The sequence below is a fragment of the Reichenbachiella carrageenanivorans genome, assembly GCF_025639805.1.
GTDB lineage: Bacteria > Bacteroidota > Bacteroidia > Cytophagales > Cyclobacteriaceae > Reichenbachiella > Reichenbachiella carrageenanivorans.
Genome location: NZ_CP106735.1, coordinates 3816911 through 3831897 on the forward strand (window position 1 = coordinate 3816911; position 14987 = coordinate 3831897).

Annotated in this window: 13 protein-coding genes and 1 pseudogene; 10 read left to right on the top strand and 4 right to left on the bottom strand. The window is 40.3% G+C overall.

The features are described from left to right. Positions 1 to 78: 78 nt before the first annotated feature. Both N7E81_RS15485 and N7E81_RS15490 read right to left on the bottom strand, forming a co-directional pair. The gene (locus N7E81_RS15485; RefSeq protein WP_263050505.1) at positions 79 to 342 is read right to left on the bottom strand and encodes a NifU family protein; all 264 of its coding nucleotides are present in this window, start codon (positions 340 to 342) and stop codon (positions 79 to 81) included. A 27-nt stretch (positions 343 to 369) separates the two neighbouring features. After that, positions 370 to 1458, bottom strand: coding sequence for an Mrp/NBP35 family ATP-binding protein (locus N7E81_RS15490; RefSeq protein ID WP_263050506.1), 1089 nt, complete (start codon positions 1456 to 1458; stop codon positions 370 to 372). Between the two features lie 131 nt (positions 1459 to 1589). Between N7E81_RS15490 and dnaG the strand changes: the two genes are divergently transcribed. The 7 genes and pseudogenes from dnaG (at position 1590) to N7E81_RS15525 (ending at position 8999) form a co-directional block, all read left to right on the top strand. Next, positions 1590 to 3509, top strand: coding sequence for a DNA primase (gene dnaG / locus N7E81_RS15495; protein ID WP_263050507.1), 1920 nt, complete (start codon positions 1590 to 1592; stop codon positions 3507 to 3509). Between the two features lie 11 nt (positions 3510 to 3520). Continuing rightward, a pseudogene (locus N7E81_RS15500) lies at positions 3521 to 4727 on the top strand (bifunctional 3,4-dihydroxy-2-butanone-4-phosphate synthase/GTP cyclohydrolase II). Then, complete coding sequence (locus N7E81_RS15505) at positions 4720 to 5331, top strand: hypothetical protein (protein ID WP_263050508.1); 612 nt, start codon at positions 4720 to 4722, stop codon at positions 5329 to 5331. Before N7E81_RS15500 ends, N7E81_RS15505 begins: the two are co-directional and overlap by 8 nt. A 137-nt stretch (positions 5332 to 5468) precedes the next feature. Then, on the top strand, positions 5469 to 5981 hold the full coding sequence (locus tag N7E81_RS15510; protein ID WP_263050509.1) for a hypothetical protein: 513 nt from the start codon (positions 5469 to 5471) through the stop codon (positions 5979 to 5981). Positions 5982 to 6160: 179 nt separating this feature from the next. Beyond that, a complete protein-coding gene (locus N7E81_RS15515) occupies positions 6161 to 6775 on the top strand; it encodes an RNA polymerase sigma factor (RefSeq protein WP_263050510.1) in 615 nt (204 codons plus the stop codon). Then, entirely contained in the window at positions 6762 to 7586 is an 825-nt protein-coding gene (locus N7E81_RS15520) for a hypothetical protein (protein ID WP_263050511.1), read from the top strand. The genes N7E81_RS15515 and N7E81_RS15520 overlap by 14 nt, the downstream gene beginning before the upstream one ends. Before the next feature lie 9 nt (positions 7587 to 7595). Further along, a complete protein-coding gene (locus N7E81_RS15525; protein WP_263050512.1) occupies positions 7596 to 8999 on the top strand; it encodes a hypothetical protein in 1404 nt (467 codons plus the stop codon). A 15-nt stretch (positions 9000 to 9014) separates the two neighbouring features. Here the strand turns inward: N7E81_RS15525 and N7E81_RS15530 are convergent, their stop codons facing one another. Continuing rightward, positions 9015 to 10460, bottom strand: a complete 1446-nt coding sequence (locus N7E81_RS15530; protein WP_263050513.1) for an aminotransferase class V-fold PLP-dependent enzyme — start codon at positions 10458 to 10460, stop codon at positions 9015 to 9017. Between the two features lie 170 nt (positions 10461 to 10630). Here N7E81_RS15530 and N7E81_RS15535 point away from each other — a divergent pair, with 170 nt between their 5' ends. The 3 genes from N7E81_RS15535 to N7E81_RS15545 all read left to right on the top strand — a co-directional run bounded on the left by N7E81_RS15535 (position 10631) and on the right by N7E81_RS15545 (position 14036). Beyond that, complete coding sequence (locus N7E81_RS15535) at positions 10631 to 12550, top strand: tetratricopeptide repeat-containing sensor histidine kinase (protein WP_263050514.1); 1920 nt, start codon at positions 10631 to 10633, stop codon at positions 12548 to 12550. A 119-nt stretch (positions 12551 to 12669) separates the two neighbouring features. Continuing rightward, positions 12670 to 13491: an AraC family transcriptional regulator gene (locus N7E81_RS15540; protein WP_263050515.1), complete on the top strand. Its 822-nt coding sequence runs from the start codon at positions 12670 to 12672 to the stop codon at positions 13489 to 13491. Positions 13492 to 13541: 50 nt separating this feature from the next. Continuing rightward, the gene (locus tag N7E81_RS15545; protein WP_263050516.1) at positions 13542 to 14036 is read left to right on the top strand and encodes a VOC family protein; all 495 of its coding nucleotides are present in this window, start codon (positions 13542 to 13544) and stop codon (positions 14034 to 14036) included. A gap of 259 nt (positions 14037 to 14295) precedes the next feature. Here the strand turns inward: N7E81_RS15545 and N7E81_RS15550 are convergent, their stop codons facing one another. Beyond that, positions 14296 to 14970: a DUF4377 domain-containing protein gene (locus N7E81_RS15550; RefSeq protein WP_263050517.1), complete on the bottom strand. Its 675-nt coding sequence runs from the start codon at positions 14968 to 14970 to the stop codon at positions 14296 to 14298. Positions 14971 to 14987 lie beyond the last annotated feature (17 nt).

Here is a 14987-nt window from a genome sequence, read left to right on the forward strand (position 1 = left end):
TCAATAGCATTTTTTATCAAACTTCTTGAGAAAACGCTAGTTGACTTAATTAATTGATTGAGTTGAGCAAATATAAGTTTAGCTAACTGGAGCAATATTTACTGCTTTAATGGATTTCACTTCGGGAGCTACTCTCTTTACAGCTTCCTCTATACCTGCTTTCATCGTCATGGGAGACATAGGGCACGATTCGCATGCACCTAGCAACTCTACGAGTACCACATAGTCATCGTCTATATCAAGCACCTTCACGTCTCCGCCATCGGCCTTCAGATAAGGTCTAATGTTGTTGATTGCTTGATCAATCTTGGCTAAAAGCTCCTGTTTTAAATTTGCATCCATCTTTATCAATGACTTGTTACGGTAAATTTAGTTCATTTGAACAATCTTTGTCTTCTCTTTCGACGCATTTCTGATTGCTACTCTTCTGGCTACATTTTGTGCCAATTCGCTAAAGGCCTCCTCTGTCACCCCATCCTTCATCACGGCTGGGTATCCACTGTCTCCACTTTCGCGAATAGATTGAACCAAAGGAATTTCTCCTAAAAACGGAATATCATACTTTTCAGCCATTTTCTTCCCTCCGTCCTGACCAAAGAGATAATACTTATTCTCAGGTAATTCTTCTGGAGTGAAGTAAGCCATATTTTCGATCACACCAAGCAATGGCACATTGATCTGTGGCTGCCTGAACATCGACAAGCCTTTCTGTGCATCCGCAATAGCAACTTTCTGTGGGGTAGTCACGATCACCGCACCTGTCACCGGCACTGACTGTACCAACGTCAGGTGAATATCGCTAGTTCCCGGTGGTAGATCTATTAATAAATAATCTAATTCTCCCCATTTTACATCCGAGATGAATTGCTTCAAAGCAGAACTAGCCATTGGTCCACGCCAGATGATGGCATTGTCTTTGGGTGTCAAGAATCCAATCGACAATAATTTGACGCCATACTTCTCAATAGGAATCAACATGTTTTTTCCATTCTCTTCTACCATATTGGGCTGCTCATGCTCACAGTCGAACATAGTGGGAATAGATGGGCCGAAGATATCGGCATCTATGATACCTACACTTGCACCTGTTTTAGCCAAAGCCACAGCAAGGTTGGCCGTAACAGTTGACTTGCCTACCCCTCCTTTTCCAGAAGCTACAGCAATAATGTTTTTCACATTGGGCATAATCAATGACTTGCTTCTCACACTAGTCACGTTCGACGTCATGTCAATATTGATATTCAGACCGTTGGCAATTGGCTCTAAAGCGGCCAAACAATCCTTTTTGATCACTTCTTTGAGCGGACAAGCTGGTGTAGTAAGTACTACAGAAAGACTCAACTCCTCTGCTGTGATTTTAATATTTTCGATCATGCCCAATGTCACCAAATCCTTTTTAAGATCTGGATCTTGAACTTTACTCAACGCCTGCAATACTTCCTTTTCTGTGATTTTCAAGATTAAAAATGGCTTGTTCTACAATTTTTTAGCAAGTTAAGTGATATCCCTGTTTTTGTATCAAATTATCAGGCAATTTCGTTTTAGATTTGCAATTCCCATACGGGCAAAAACAAAATCCTTACATTTAGTTGATCAAGAGTCAAACCATAGAAGAAATCAAAAGCAGGATGGATATCTATGAGGTAGTGAGCGACTTTGTAGCCCTCAAAAAATCTGGTTCTAGCTACAAGGCTCTCAGCCCATTCACCAATGAGAAGACCCCCTCTTTTATGGTCTCTCCTGCCAAGGGCATTTTCAAGTGTTTTAGTACAGGCAAAGGTGGAGATGCCATCACTTTCCTAATGGAAGTAGACGGACTCAGCTACCTAGAAGCCCTCAAATATCTGGCACAGAAATACGCCATTGCTATAGAAGAAGACGAAGCCGACCCCAACTACCTAGCAGAGCAAAGCATTCGCGAAAGCTTATTCATCACACTCAATTTTGCCAAGGATCATTTTGTAAAAAATCTATGGGAGACGAATGAAGGTAAAAGCATTGGTCTCTCCTACTATAAGGAAAGGGGCTTCAGTGAAGAAACCATCAGGCGATTTGACCTCGGCTACTCGCTAGACCAATGGCAAGGCTTGATGGATGCGGCCAAATCTGCAGGCTACAAAGATGAATTTCTAGAACAAACAGGCCTCAAAATAGTTAAGGAAGACAAAGCTTATGATCGCTTTCGAGGAAGAGTAGTTTTTCCTATTCATAACATTACCGGCAAGGTAATCGCCTTTGGTGCGCGTACGCTCAAAAGCAACGAAAAAGGACCTAAGTATATCAACAGTCCTGAAACAGAACTATACACCAAGAGCAAAATCCTCTATGGTATCTTTCAGGCAAAAAATGAAATTAGGAATCAGGAAAACTGCTACCTAGTAGAAGGCTACACGGACGTGGTATCGCTAAGCCAAGCAGGTATCACCAATGTAGTAGCATCCTCTGGCACTTCTCTGACCGAAGAGCAAATCAAACTGATCCAGCGATATACCAAAAACGTAACCGTCCTATTCGATGGAGACAAAGCTGGCATCAAAGCCTCCATGCGTGGCATCGACATGATGCTAACTGGCGGGCTTAATGTGAAAGCAGTACCTTTTCCTGAAGGAGAAGATCCAGATAGCTACTCTAAAAAACTAGGTGGCATGGCTTTCAAAGAATATTTGGATGACAATGCTCAGGATTTCATTGCGTTCAAAACTGGCGTTTTCCTCAAAGACGGCGGAGACGACCCCATCAAAAAAGCGGAAAGCATTCGTGAGATCGTACACAGCATCTCGCTGATCCCCGATCCGATCAAACGAACCGTCTATATACAGGAGTGTAGCCGACTACTCCATGTAGATGAAGGCACGCTCATCAGCGAGACCAACAAGCTCTTGCTCAAAAGCAGTAAGGAAAAATGGGAAGCACCTATGCCCGAGCTTCCACCAGAAGCCTACGAGCCGCAACAAAACGAAACCAATGTAAGCCGAGATGAGATCATACAAGTACAAGAAAGAGAAAGCATACGCATGCTACTCAACTATGGCGCAGAACTGATCGATGGTTTAGAAGGCGACCAAATGCACTTGGCGGACTATTTTATGTCCGAATCTGAAGACATTACTTTTGAGACTCCCATCTATAGTCAAATTTTAGAAATTTTTAAGACCAATTTGGCAAATGGCGAGGTGACTAGCATTAAAGATTTTCTAGATCATAATGATCCAGAGATAAAACGCGCAGCAGTAGACTTGTCCACAGACCGTTACGAAATCAGCGCCAACTGGTCTGAAAAGTTTCAGATCAATGTGGCACATGAGTCTCAAACATTAAAAAATTCAACTTATACTAATATCTTGCGGCTCAAATTCCGTATCATTCAAAAAATGATAGCTGAAAACATGGAAAACCTAAAGTCAGCTAGCGAAGAAGAGCAGATAAATAAATTTTTAAGTATCCAAGGAGATTTAAAAAGCATGGAAATGACCATCGCAAAAATTCTTGGAAATGTAACCGTGAAGTAAACCCAAAGGACATGCTAGACAAAATATCAGACGCTATAGAGGCCATAAAGAATGGAGAGGTAATCATTGTGGTAGATGATGAAGATAGAGAAAACGAAGGCGATTTTGTATGTGCTGCTGAGAGTATTACCCCTGAGATTGTCAACTTCATGGCTACTCATGGCCGAGGCTTGATCTGTACCCCTTTACTAGAAGAAAGGTGTGACGAACTCGGACTAGATCTGATGGTAGGTAAAAACACTGCTACCCACGAAACGCCATTTACTGTATCTGTAGACCTAATTGGTCATGGTTGCACTACTGGTATCTCTGCGAGCGACAGATCCAAGACTATCAAAGCACTCGTGGACCTAAACATCAATCCTGATGAACTAGGACAGACCAGGTCATATATTTCCATTGAAAGCTAAAAAAGGTGGTGTACTCCGACGTGCAGGCCATACAGAAGCAGCTATAGATTTAGCACGGCTAGCGGGCATGTACCCCGCTGGTGTACTCGTGGAAATCATGAATGAAGACGGTACGATGGCCAGGTTGCCAGAGTTGAAAGTGGTCGCCAAAAAATTCAATTTAAAATTGATCTCAATCAAAGACTTGATCGCCTATAGAATGGAAAAAGAGTCTTTGATAGAAAAAGAAATTAAGGTAGACATGCCTACCGAATGGGGCAACTTCAAACTTACTGCCTACAAGCAAATAAGTACAGGTGAACATCACCTGGCTTTGGTGAAAGGTGACTGGGATCCAAAAGAACCCGTCATGGTACGCGTACACTCTTCTTGCTTGACTGGCGACATATTCGGCTCGTGTCGATGCGACTGTGGCGAGCAGCTACACAATGCCATGACGATGGTAGAAAAAGAAGGTAAAGGGGTGATCGTATACATGAACCAAGAAGGTCGTGGTATAGGCTTGCTCAACAAACTCAAAGCCTACAAACTACAAGAAGAAGGGCTAGACACTGTAGAAGCCAATGAAAAATTGGGGTTCCAAGGTGATCACAGGGACTATGGTGTAGGTGCACAGATACTCCACGACCTAGGTGTAGAAAAAATCAAATTAATCACCAACAACCCTACTAAAAGAGTGGGGCTCATGGGATATGGCTTGGAAATTGTGGAAAACATTCCGATCGAAGTAGATCCAAATGTTCACAATAAAAAATATCTCGAAACCAAAAGAGATAAAATGGGTCATAGCATATTAAAGAATGGTTAAAAAGATTTTCACGTTTTGTTTATTTCTTGCGCTTGGGCTTTCGGCCTATGCGCAAGAATTTTCCTCTCGAATGTTTCACAAAGGCTGGCTGGTCACCGAAGACCAAGATACCTTGAGAGGAAATATCAAATATGACATGGAAAGCAATACCGTTCAAGTAATTGCTCAAATAGAGAAAGTAAACACCTTCAGCAGCAAAAAAATACTTTATTTCGAAATATACGACACCATCCTCAAGACCTATCGACAATTTTACTCGATTCCCTATCAGGTAGAGGCCAACTATAAAACCCCTATCCTATTTGAAGTGCTGTATGAAGGAAAAACCTCACTACTAGCCAGAGAAAGAATCGTACTCACTACAGACCCCTATAGTCAAGCCTATTTCAATGGCCCTGCTTCCACTTCCGAAAAATTAGTATTCACTTACTATTTTGTAGAAATCGATGGGAAAATGACAATGTACAATGGTAAGAAAAACCACTTGTTTGAAATCCTCTACAAAAACGCAGATAAAGTAAAAGCCTACGTAAGAGACAACCGACTAAAGACCGACGAAATGCGAGACATCGTTCGTATCACAGCATTCTACAATTCGCTATAAAAACATCGTATCTAATACTCAATAGTGAGTATTTTTCGGTTATTTCTCACCAATTAGGATTCAAAATATTTCCTATCCTATAAATTTAGATCGCAGCCCATTTTGGGTACAAAGTGAAACTAAAAATTATATCTATTATGAAGTTAAAATCTATACTATCTATCCTAGCTCTATCTGCTCTAATCTATAGCTGTGGAGATGACGACAACAATGATCCATTTGATGGTGTGCCAAGCAGTGAAATTGTGGATGTGGAATTGAGAGAAGCAACATTGACCGGCTCTAGTGAAAGTTCTAGCAGTAGAGAACTCGCTGTGGGCGATCAGAAATGGTGGAAACAGAAAATCAGCAAAGTTCAGTATTCTGGAGAATGTGGCGGAGCTGAAGACCAAGAACTTACTGATGGATATTACTATGGTTTTTATCCTTCAGGAGAATACTATGCTAAGTCAGGAAAAGACGGCACTCCAGTACGTGCAGGTAGCTGGCAATGGGTAGACGGAGACAAAGATGCCATCTATATAAGCAGTGTTACCTTCACCCTCAGAGGTCTCAACGATGATGAGCTTATCATCGCTAGTGATCAATCGCAAGGTCCCTGTAGTGCCATCACTTGGGAGCAGTTCAATCAGCCCTACATAGAAGAGTAAAAAAACAGAAACCTATCAATTGAAAAAGGAGAGCCATACCGCTCTCCTTTTTTTCTGTCAAATTTAGACTTAGACACACCCTGAATAAAATTCTCTGTATCTTTTTACAAATAATTAAAACTATTCTGATGTCGCCCTCATCCTAATACCAAAACGCATCATTAACCGATTAAGTATATATGAGTACGGCGACCTTGCTAGACATTGCGATGAATCATTCGGAGCAGATCATTGACCGCGCCAAACTTGGAGACAAGGGAGCTTTTAATAAGCTCGTGAGTCTATGGCACAAGAGAATCTACAATTTCTCTTTAAAGTACTTCAATGATCACGACCTAGCCACCGAAGCCACTCAAAAGACTTTCATCAAGGTATTCGATCACTTGGGGCAATTGAAAGAAGTGGAGAAATTCAAATCTTGGATATACGTCATTGCCCTGAACCAGTGCAGAGAGGAAGACCGGAAATTTAGCCGAATGTCAAAGCTGTTTGTGTCCTCTGATGAAGTAACTGAGACCAAACACAAAGAAAAGCATACTACTAGTCCAGAAACGGATTATGTACGAACTGAAATGAGCAACATCGTGACCCAAGCCATCAACGAGCTAGGCGAAGAACAAAAAACGGTGCTGATCATGAAAGAATACGAAGGACTCAAGTTCCGTGAAATCGCTGAGATATTAAGTATCTCAGAAAACACAGTAAAATCCAGACTGTACTATGGACTGAGCCACTTAAAAAAAATATTAGAACAGAGCAGAGCATTTAATGAATCATACCATGAGAGAAAATAAAATAGATGAGGCAATGATCATCAACTATTTGTATGGTGATTTGTCCACAGAGGAACAGGAAAAAGTAGAAAAGCTCATGAATGAAAATCCTGAGCTAAAGCTAGAAATAGAAAGCTTACAAACCACACGAGAAACCTTAGGCGTAATAGATGACAAAGAGGTCATCCCTCCTACGTATGTCTTTAAGCAATCAAGCACCCAAGTTGTTTTCTTCCAATCTGATGCATTTAGATGGGTGGCTTCGATCGCCGCAGGACTTACTTTGCTTTTGGTATCAGCGGCACTACTCAACTTTACGATCTCCAAAACGGCACAAGGTATTCAGATCGGATTTGGGTCATCTGTGCCCCTACCTGACCAATCGCTAAATAAAGAAAATGTAAAGGCTTGGATGACTGAAGTCATGGATGGCTATGAAGCTACGACTGATCAAAAAATAGCTACCGTAAAAACACAGCTATCTACTGATATCAAAAATCAAGACCAAAAAAACATAGCCTTGATGTCTAGCATGATGAAAAAACATGCGTCGGGTACGGGACAACTCATGCAAGAATACGTCGCCCAGCTCAACAGCGAAAACAAAGCCATCATTCAAAATTTCTTCACCGTTTCGTCAGAAAAACAAAAGAAGTATGTAAAAACTGTCATGGCGGATTTCAACGAATTTTATCAAAATCAAAGAAACTATGATTTGAAATTGATAGAGACCAGCCTAAACAAAATACAAAACAATCAGGATGTAAAGCAGCTCGAACAAGATCAACTCCTAGCCAGTTTGTATAATATGGTCAAAACTCAAAGTAAATAAAGGCAAGTCATGAAAATTAAGCACCTAATAGTCGCAAGCCTGATCTCTATACAGAGTGCAGGGGCTTGGGCGCAAGACATCAGCCCATCCAAGATGGAACGAGATCTCAAAATTGCAGAAGATGTAGTGTCTTCCCTCATCAAAGGCGAATCCGATGATGGCAGATTCTATTCTGCCAGTCCTCAGGCCAGTTATATCCCAGGATTTGGCGTGATGATCGACATCAACAGTACGGGGAAGTTTTATTCCAATCACTTCGACAGCGACTTTAATTTTGAATTTACATTCAATAATCAGGATTTTAAAATCGACGTAGGCGACTTGGCCGAACTAGAAATGCAAGCGGAGCTGTTAGCCAGACAGGCCGAAGAAATAGAACGACAATCCGAACGCATGGCTAGAGAAAACGAACGTATGGCACGCGAGCACCAACAAAATCTAGAACAGCGTGAACGAGAACTAGAACGCGAAAGAGAAAAGCTTGAACAAAAACACGAAAAAGCACATGAGCGACATGAAGAAGAAAGACATCAGCATGAAGCAGAAGCTGTCGAAAACTATGACGATGAATACACCTATAGGTATTCTTATAATCACACTGATACACGAGGCAATGAAGAGGAACGCAACCGTTACGTAAGTAGAAGCTACCAGAAGGACTTCAATGACCTGAAACCCATCTATAAAAATGTGATGACAACATTTCTCCTTGAATATGCAGATCTCATTGGTCAGCTCGAAGATCGTGAACAAATCATGCTCGTAGTAAAAAGTGAACCACAGGCATTCACAAGTATCCCTTTTGGTGGGGCAGATGAAAGCGCCAAGTTCAGTGCAGCAGTAACTCGAAAGCAAATCGCAGACTACAAAACTGGTAAGATCTCTCAAGCGGCTTTTAAAAGTAGTATCTACTATGTAGAAACAAAGGGCAGTGACAAGAAAGCAGCAGATTTGGAGCTATTTGCTAGCATCCTACAACGACTATACAAAACGGATCTAGCCACTACCTATTACACGTCTACACCCATCCTATATGAACAACTCAAAAACTTCGGTGTGATATACAAAATGCAAATGTACTCATCTAACCCAGTGAGCAGAGACTATTACAGTATGCCTACCCTCAAAGAGGGTCATTTAAGCAGAGAAGAACGGGATCTAAAAGTAAAAGAGATGTACCCCAAATTCATAAATGAGCTTAAACAAAATATATTGGACTATGGCAAAACTATCAAAAGTCTACAACCCAATGAGTCTATCCTCTTTCAAATCAGAATGAGTGAATGCAACTCGTGTGATCTTCCCGAAGAGATCAATGTTTTGGTAAAAAATCAAATCTTGCAAGATCTCGACGCAGGGAAAATAAATGAAAGCAAAGCCTTAGAACAAATTAAAGTAAAGGAAGTACGCTAACGTACTTCCTTTACTTTAAATCTCAAACATGGCTCTGGCCTGAACTTCATTGTTATCTACAACCGTTTTTTGAAGTGTAAAATCATTGGTTTTCACATCATAAGCATAGTCCTCTTTCAGCTCCTGCTTGTTTTTAGCAATATAGGCTATAGCATCGAGCACATAGTCCAGTTGCTTGTCCGTCATGGTAGGATGCAGCGACAATCTGGCCCATCCTGGCTTTCCAGTCAAGTTTTGGCTATCGATTCCATCAGTCAGTCGCTTGGATTGAGAAGGATTCAGTTCGAATAGGTAATGACAATACGTGCTAGCACAAGCCCAACCACCACGAACCTGAATACCAAACTGGTCATTCATAATCCTAACCACTGCATTGTAATGAATATCGTCGATATTGAATGACACTACTCCTATACGCTTAGACGCTTGCTCACCTACTATTCGTACACCTTCGATTGCATTCATACGTTGAAAGGCCTTTTTCACCAACTCCTCTTCACGCTTTTCGATATGAGCTGTACCCATTTTTTCTTTTAGACGTATAGCCAATGCTGCACGAATGGCTTGCAAAAAACCTGGAGTACCTCCATCCTCTTTGGCTTCATCGTTGGCCGTAAAACCATAATCTCCCCATGGGTTTGTCCAAGTCACATTGCCCCCACCTGGCACACAAGATTTACCTTTATATATTTTTTTATCAAATAGCATGACACCACAAGCTCCTGGCCCACCGAGAAACTTGTGTGGAGAAAAATAAATGGCATCCAACTGCTGCAACTTGTTTTCAGGATGCATATTTATATCTACATAAGGCGCCGTAGCAGCATAATCAACAAAACAGTATCCGCCATTTTTGTGCATTACCTCAGCCATTTCATGAATGGGTAAAATCACACCCGTCACATTAGACCCTGCAGTAAACGCCCCTATTTTCAACTTGCGATCAGCATACTTATCTATCTCGACTTGTAGTAGGTTCAAATCAAATTTCAGATCATTTCCAGGAGGCACGATCACCACATCTGCCACAGTCTCCATCCAAGACACATGATGCGAATGGTGCTCCATGTGTGTAATGAATACAATCGGCCGATCGGCTTCCGCCAATTCAGGACCATTAGTCGATGTACACAACCCTAGGATTTGCTGTAAACGGACAACTCCCCCTGTCATCCCAGACCCCGTAAGTACGAGCATATCGCTGTCACTGGCATTTACATGATTCCTGATCATTTCCTTGGCCTGATTGTAGGCGGTAGTCATCAAGCTACCTGTTTTATTAGAGTAGGAATGTGTGTTGGCTACCCAAGGGCCGAATTTATAGGTAATTGCTTTTTCTATCGGTCCATAAAGCCTACCGCTAGCTACCCAATCGGCATATAGCATCTCAAATGTACCAAAAGGTGTATCGAAGGTTTGGCCGCAGCCAACGATATTTTTTCTTATCTCGTCGAAATTCATTGGATCACTGTTGTTTGGGATACAAATTTACGAATCCTATTGAAGGAAAAAATTAATTACTTGTCTTAGTATTGATAATAAATTTACAATCTATCAAGTCATTAATTCTCTCTGATTTATCCCATCTTAGTACCCCTTAATTCATTTTTTATACACTTTAAATCTTTAGCATGAGGTTCATCATCCTGCTATATCTACTTATCGGGCTTACTGCATTTTTTACTGCAAAAGCTCAAGTAGAGCACCCTACCATACAGTTGGATAGTTTAATATCCGAAATAAACACTGCTACAGACAGTGCTTTGGTGGATATATACAACGAAATCAGCTGGGGTTATAGAAACATAGAAACTGATTCTACCATCCACTATGCCCAGCTGGCGCTAAAACTATCTCGCGAACTCAACTACCTGAATGGTATCAACCATAGCTTAAACTATTTGGGTATAGCCTACCGAAACCGAAGCAACTATTCCAAAGCCCTCGAATTATTCTTTGAAGCGCTCAAATCGTCTGAATACTCTAAAGACTTGCAAGAGATTAGCTACACACTGATCAATATTGGAAACATCTACATTTTTCAGACTAACTACCATGGAGCCATTGACTATTTCCAACGAGCGCTAGAAAATGCCAAAATGATCGAAAACAAAAATATCATGGCGTATTGCTACCTCAATATTGGACGATCACTGGTAGGCCTAAATAAGCTAGAAAGTGCTGAAGAAAATTATAAAAAAGCCCAAGCGCTACGCACCGATATGAATGACCTCGAAGGATTGGTCATATCCAACGTAGACATGGCAGAGCTGTACATCAAACAACAATTACCCGACAAGGCACTCCAACTGCTCCAAACCAACCTCAGCAATGTAATGAAGCTGAATCATACCAGCACACTCAGTCTCAGTTACATAAACATGGCACAGTGTTATGAAATGAAACACGAATTAGTGCTAGCCAAAGATTATGTAGAAAAAAGTATGGAGATCAATCGCGCCTATGGACTCAAAAACAATGAAGCACAGGCTCTGCAACTGCTCTCAAAAATATTAGAGCAGTCTGAGAATTTCGACATGGCTCTCTCCTATTTCAAAAAATATGTAGCCACCAAAGACTCTATTTTCAATGAAGAAAACACTAGGAAAATAGAGTCTCTACATGCCATCTACCAAAGTGAAAAATCAGAAGTTGAAACCAAATACCTTCGCGAACAATCACGGCTTAATCAAGTCATTATCAAACGCCAACAAGCCATAATTATACTCTCTGTAGTCGCTTGCCTGCTTTTCCTGACAGTAGCCATAGTTGCATTCTGGTCGAGTAATGAACGTAAAAAATTGAATGCACAAATAGAAATGCAAAAGGAAAAGGCATTCAAACACAACAATGACCTAATCGACATCAACAACGAAAAAAATAATTTGATTAGAATACTCTCCCACGATCTACGTGCACCAATCAACAACATAAAGGGGCTTACTCAAATCCATCAAATGGAACATACAGAGTTTAACGAAGCCGACAATCAATCACTAGAACTTATCAAAAGCGAATCAGATCGTATCCTGTCTATGATCAGCAAAATACTGAATGTAGAAGCTCTACAGCTAGAAAGCAAAAAGGATCCTTTTGAAAGAGTAAACCTTATCAAGGTACTTGAAAATACACTAGCTAGTTTCAATAAAACAGCACAAAACAAAGACATTCAATTGGTTAGCAATTTTCAGATCCATGAATTATTCGTATTAGGAGATCAAGTGCACCTTTATCAAATATTCGAAAACTTAATCTCCAATGCCATCAAATTCTCCCCCCCTCATACGACAGTCGCTTTAGATTTGAATATTGTAGGCCATTCTGTGCAAGTATCCCTAAAAGACGAAGGGCCTGGGCTAACCAAGGATGACGAAAAAAAGATTTTCAAGAAGTTTCAAACACTCAGTGCCAAACCTACTGGAAATGAGGTCTCTACTGGTCTTGGGCTTTCTATTGTCAAAAAATATGTAAAGCAAATGAAAGGCAAAGTCTGGTATGAAACGACACTAGGCAAAGGCACTACATTCATCGTGCAGTTTACTTTGGCCTAACCAACTTCGTTATGAATCCTCCCACTGTTATTAGTAACTAGGTTTGTCCAGCAAAATTTGCAGCCCATAGAAATTGTTCAGTAGCTTCGTTAAGCTCCATTTCTTTCAAGATATCACCCATGAACTATAAAACCTACAAACCTCACCCGAACCTAGACGCTCTTGTGAAGTGTCATTGGATTTTGGAGGTTCCACACAATACAGAAGCCACCAAGCAACGTATAGTACCAGACGGGTGCATCGAAATGTGCTTTATTCTTGGTGACGATGTGAAAAGATACACCTCTGAAACAGAGTATATTATTCAACCGCGATCGATGGTGTTTGGACAGATCACCAAACCCTATTACATACAGCCTACTGGCTATGTAAACACTTTCGCTGTTCGGTTTTATCCATATGGGTTTGCCAATTTCATATCAAGACCAATTAGTGAATTGGCAGACAAGGAAACACCCTTAATTTCGTTATTTAATGAGAGTTCTGCTATAGAACTGGAGAGAGCAATAATTGAAGCAGCCTCCACGCAATCCAGAATAGAAATAATAGAAAATTTCTTATTGAGCAAATTCACAGATCCATCTGTTATTGACAACATTGTACAATCTACAATCAAAACGCTCAACAGTACAAAAGGTAATTCGCCCATCAATTCAATACTCAAACACGATTTATCCAAAAGAAGAAGTCTTGAGCGAAAATTTTCGAAGCAAGTTGGCATTAGCCCAAAACAGCTTGGCAAAATAATAAGATTACAAGCTGCCTTAAAATCCATTCTTAACAATACAGAAGAAAAATTGACTCAGGTCGCATACGAAAACAAATACTACGATCAAGCACATTTCATAAAAGACTTCAAAGAATTTACTGGAACTAACCCAAAAGAATATTTGAATGATGAGCAAATGATCCTTTCGTCACTTATTTACTCCAAAGACTAGTCTGTCGTACTTTTACAATTTTTCTTTTTGGAATATCTATAACTATGCTCATGAAAAAGAAAGAAATAATCAGACATGGATTAGCTGTATTCGCCATCGGATTCTTGATATACTTCAGCCCATCTCAAGGAATCGCTCAAGCAGAAAACTCGTCTAATAATCAAAAATCAACTCCTATGAATAGCTACGTTTCCATTTTTGAGATCCCCGCCACTGATATCAACAGAGCAGTCAAATTTTATCAATCTGTTTTAGATATATCCATCGAACAAATAGCTTTTTCTGGAATGGAAATGGGCATATTTCCATATAAAGAACAGATGGTAACAGGAGTAATTATAAAAGGCGAGGGCTATGTACCATCTGCTACTGGCACTACCATCTATCTAAACGGTGGTGAAGATCTCCAGATCATTCTTGATAAAATTGAAAACAAGGGAGGGGAAATTATCATCCCCAAAACTCCTCATGCTGATGAAAACGGATTCTTTGCATTGTTTCTAGACTCCGAAGGAAACAAAATAGGATTACATTCACCTAACTGAAAAAAGAGAAACCACACAGCAAGCATTATCATCCTTAGCCTAACTATCGATTGACTAAGAACTCCCTCCGCTTAAAGTCTTGTTATTGCGAGATTTGTTATCAATGCAATGCTAGAGAAAAATCGGACGTTGAAGTCACATAAGGCTGATTGATTGTAATCAATCGCAATGAAAGCAAACAACAACAAGGAAGAATAGATAAACTTTTTTATTGAGTAGAATTGAAATGGAAACGATCACTAAATCAAAGAGATATACCTCAATCTGTTTTCTGAAAACTAAATAGCGAGTGATCGGCCTCCGACTTCAACACCAACTGCCCCTCTTCCAAAGCATAGCTTTTAACCTGAGACATAAGTGCATGAAAGCGATTAGACAAAGACATATCAACGCACATTTTCCGGGTATTTGCTATTTGTCCAAAAACAAGTTCTTTTTCACCTACTGACTCAATGGAGCCCGTATAACTATTGCATCCATCAAAACCCATGATCTTATTTTCGTATAGGTTAATTTCTAATCGAGGTCGCTGTTGCTCTTCAACATCCAATACCATCTCCCCCATTTCTTCCAACACCCATAAGTCATGTAATCTAACTTTTGGGTCAAATTCCTTACTTAGGACTTCGACCAATTGATAACGAATTGATGACCCATCAGCAGGCGGATTCTCAATAGATTTTTCTGACACTGCTAATTGATAGATAAAACCCTCTTTAAAATCAAAACCTTCAATAGTGCTATAAAAATACTCCCACGCACCAGACTCTACTTGCTCTCCTTGCTGTACCTGAAGACATCGTCTGGGACCTTCTCCTACGCATGCTACGCGCATACTATTTACCCAATACTCTTTAACTTCTACCTTATCCGAACACGAACAAAGCATGGTTGCTGACAAAAGACATAAAAACCCAATTTGATAATATTTCATAACCTCTTTTTTAATCC

What these genes read in the sequence shown, in the direction of transcription:
- N7E81_RS15485 (WP_263050505.1), bottom strand. Translation starts at nt 342, where the DNA reads ATGGATGCAAATTTAAAACAGGAGCTTTTAGCCAAGATTGATCAAGCA.
- N7E81_RS15505 (WP_263050508.1), top strand. Translation starts at nt 4,720, where the DNA reads ATGGTTAAAAAGATTTTCACGTTTTGTTTATTTCTTGCGCTTGGGCTT.
- N7E81_RS15510 (WP_263050509.1), top strand. Translation starts at nt 5,469, where the DNA reads ATGAAGTTAAAATCTATACTATCTATCCTAGCTCTATCTGCTCTAATC.
- N7E81_RS15515 (WP_263050510.1), top strand. Translation starts at nt 6,161, where the DNA reads ATGAGTACGGCGACCTTGCTAGACATTGCGATGAATCATTCGGAGCAG.
- N7E81_RS15520 (WP_263050511.1), top strand. Translation starts at nt 6,762, where the DNA reads ATGAGAGAAAATAAAATAGATGAGGCAATGATCATCAACTATTTGTAT.
- N7E81_RS15525 (WP_263050512.1), top strand. Translation starts at nt 7,596, where the DNA reads ATGAAAATTAAGCACCTAATAGTCGCAAGCCTGATCTCTATACAGAGT.
- N7E81_RS15530 (WP_263050513.1), bottom strand. Translation starts at nt 10,460, where the DNA reads ATGAATTTCGACGAGATAAGAAAAAATATCGTTGGCTGCGGCCAAACC.
- N7E81_RS15535 (WP_263050514.1), top strand. Translation starts at nt 10,631, where the DNA reads ATGAGGTTCATCATCCTGCTATATCTACTTATCGGGCTTACTGCATTT.
- N7E81_RS15540 (WP_263050515.1), top strand. Translation starts at nt 12,670, where the DNA reads ATGAACTATAAAACCTACAAACCTCACCCGAACCTAGACGCTCTTGTG.
- N7E81_RS15545 (WP_263050516.1), top strand. Translation starts at nt 13,542, where the DNA reads ATGAAAAAGAAAGAAATAATCAGACATGGATTAGCTGTATTCGCCATC.
- N7E81_RS15550 (WP_263050517.1), bottom strand. Translation starts at nt 14,970, where the DNA reads ATGAAATATTATCAAATTGGGTTTTTATGTCTTTTGTCAGCAACCATG.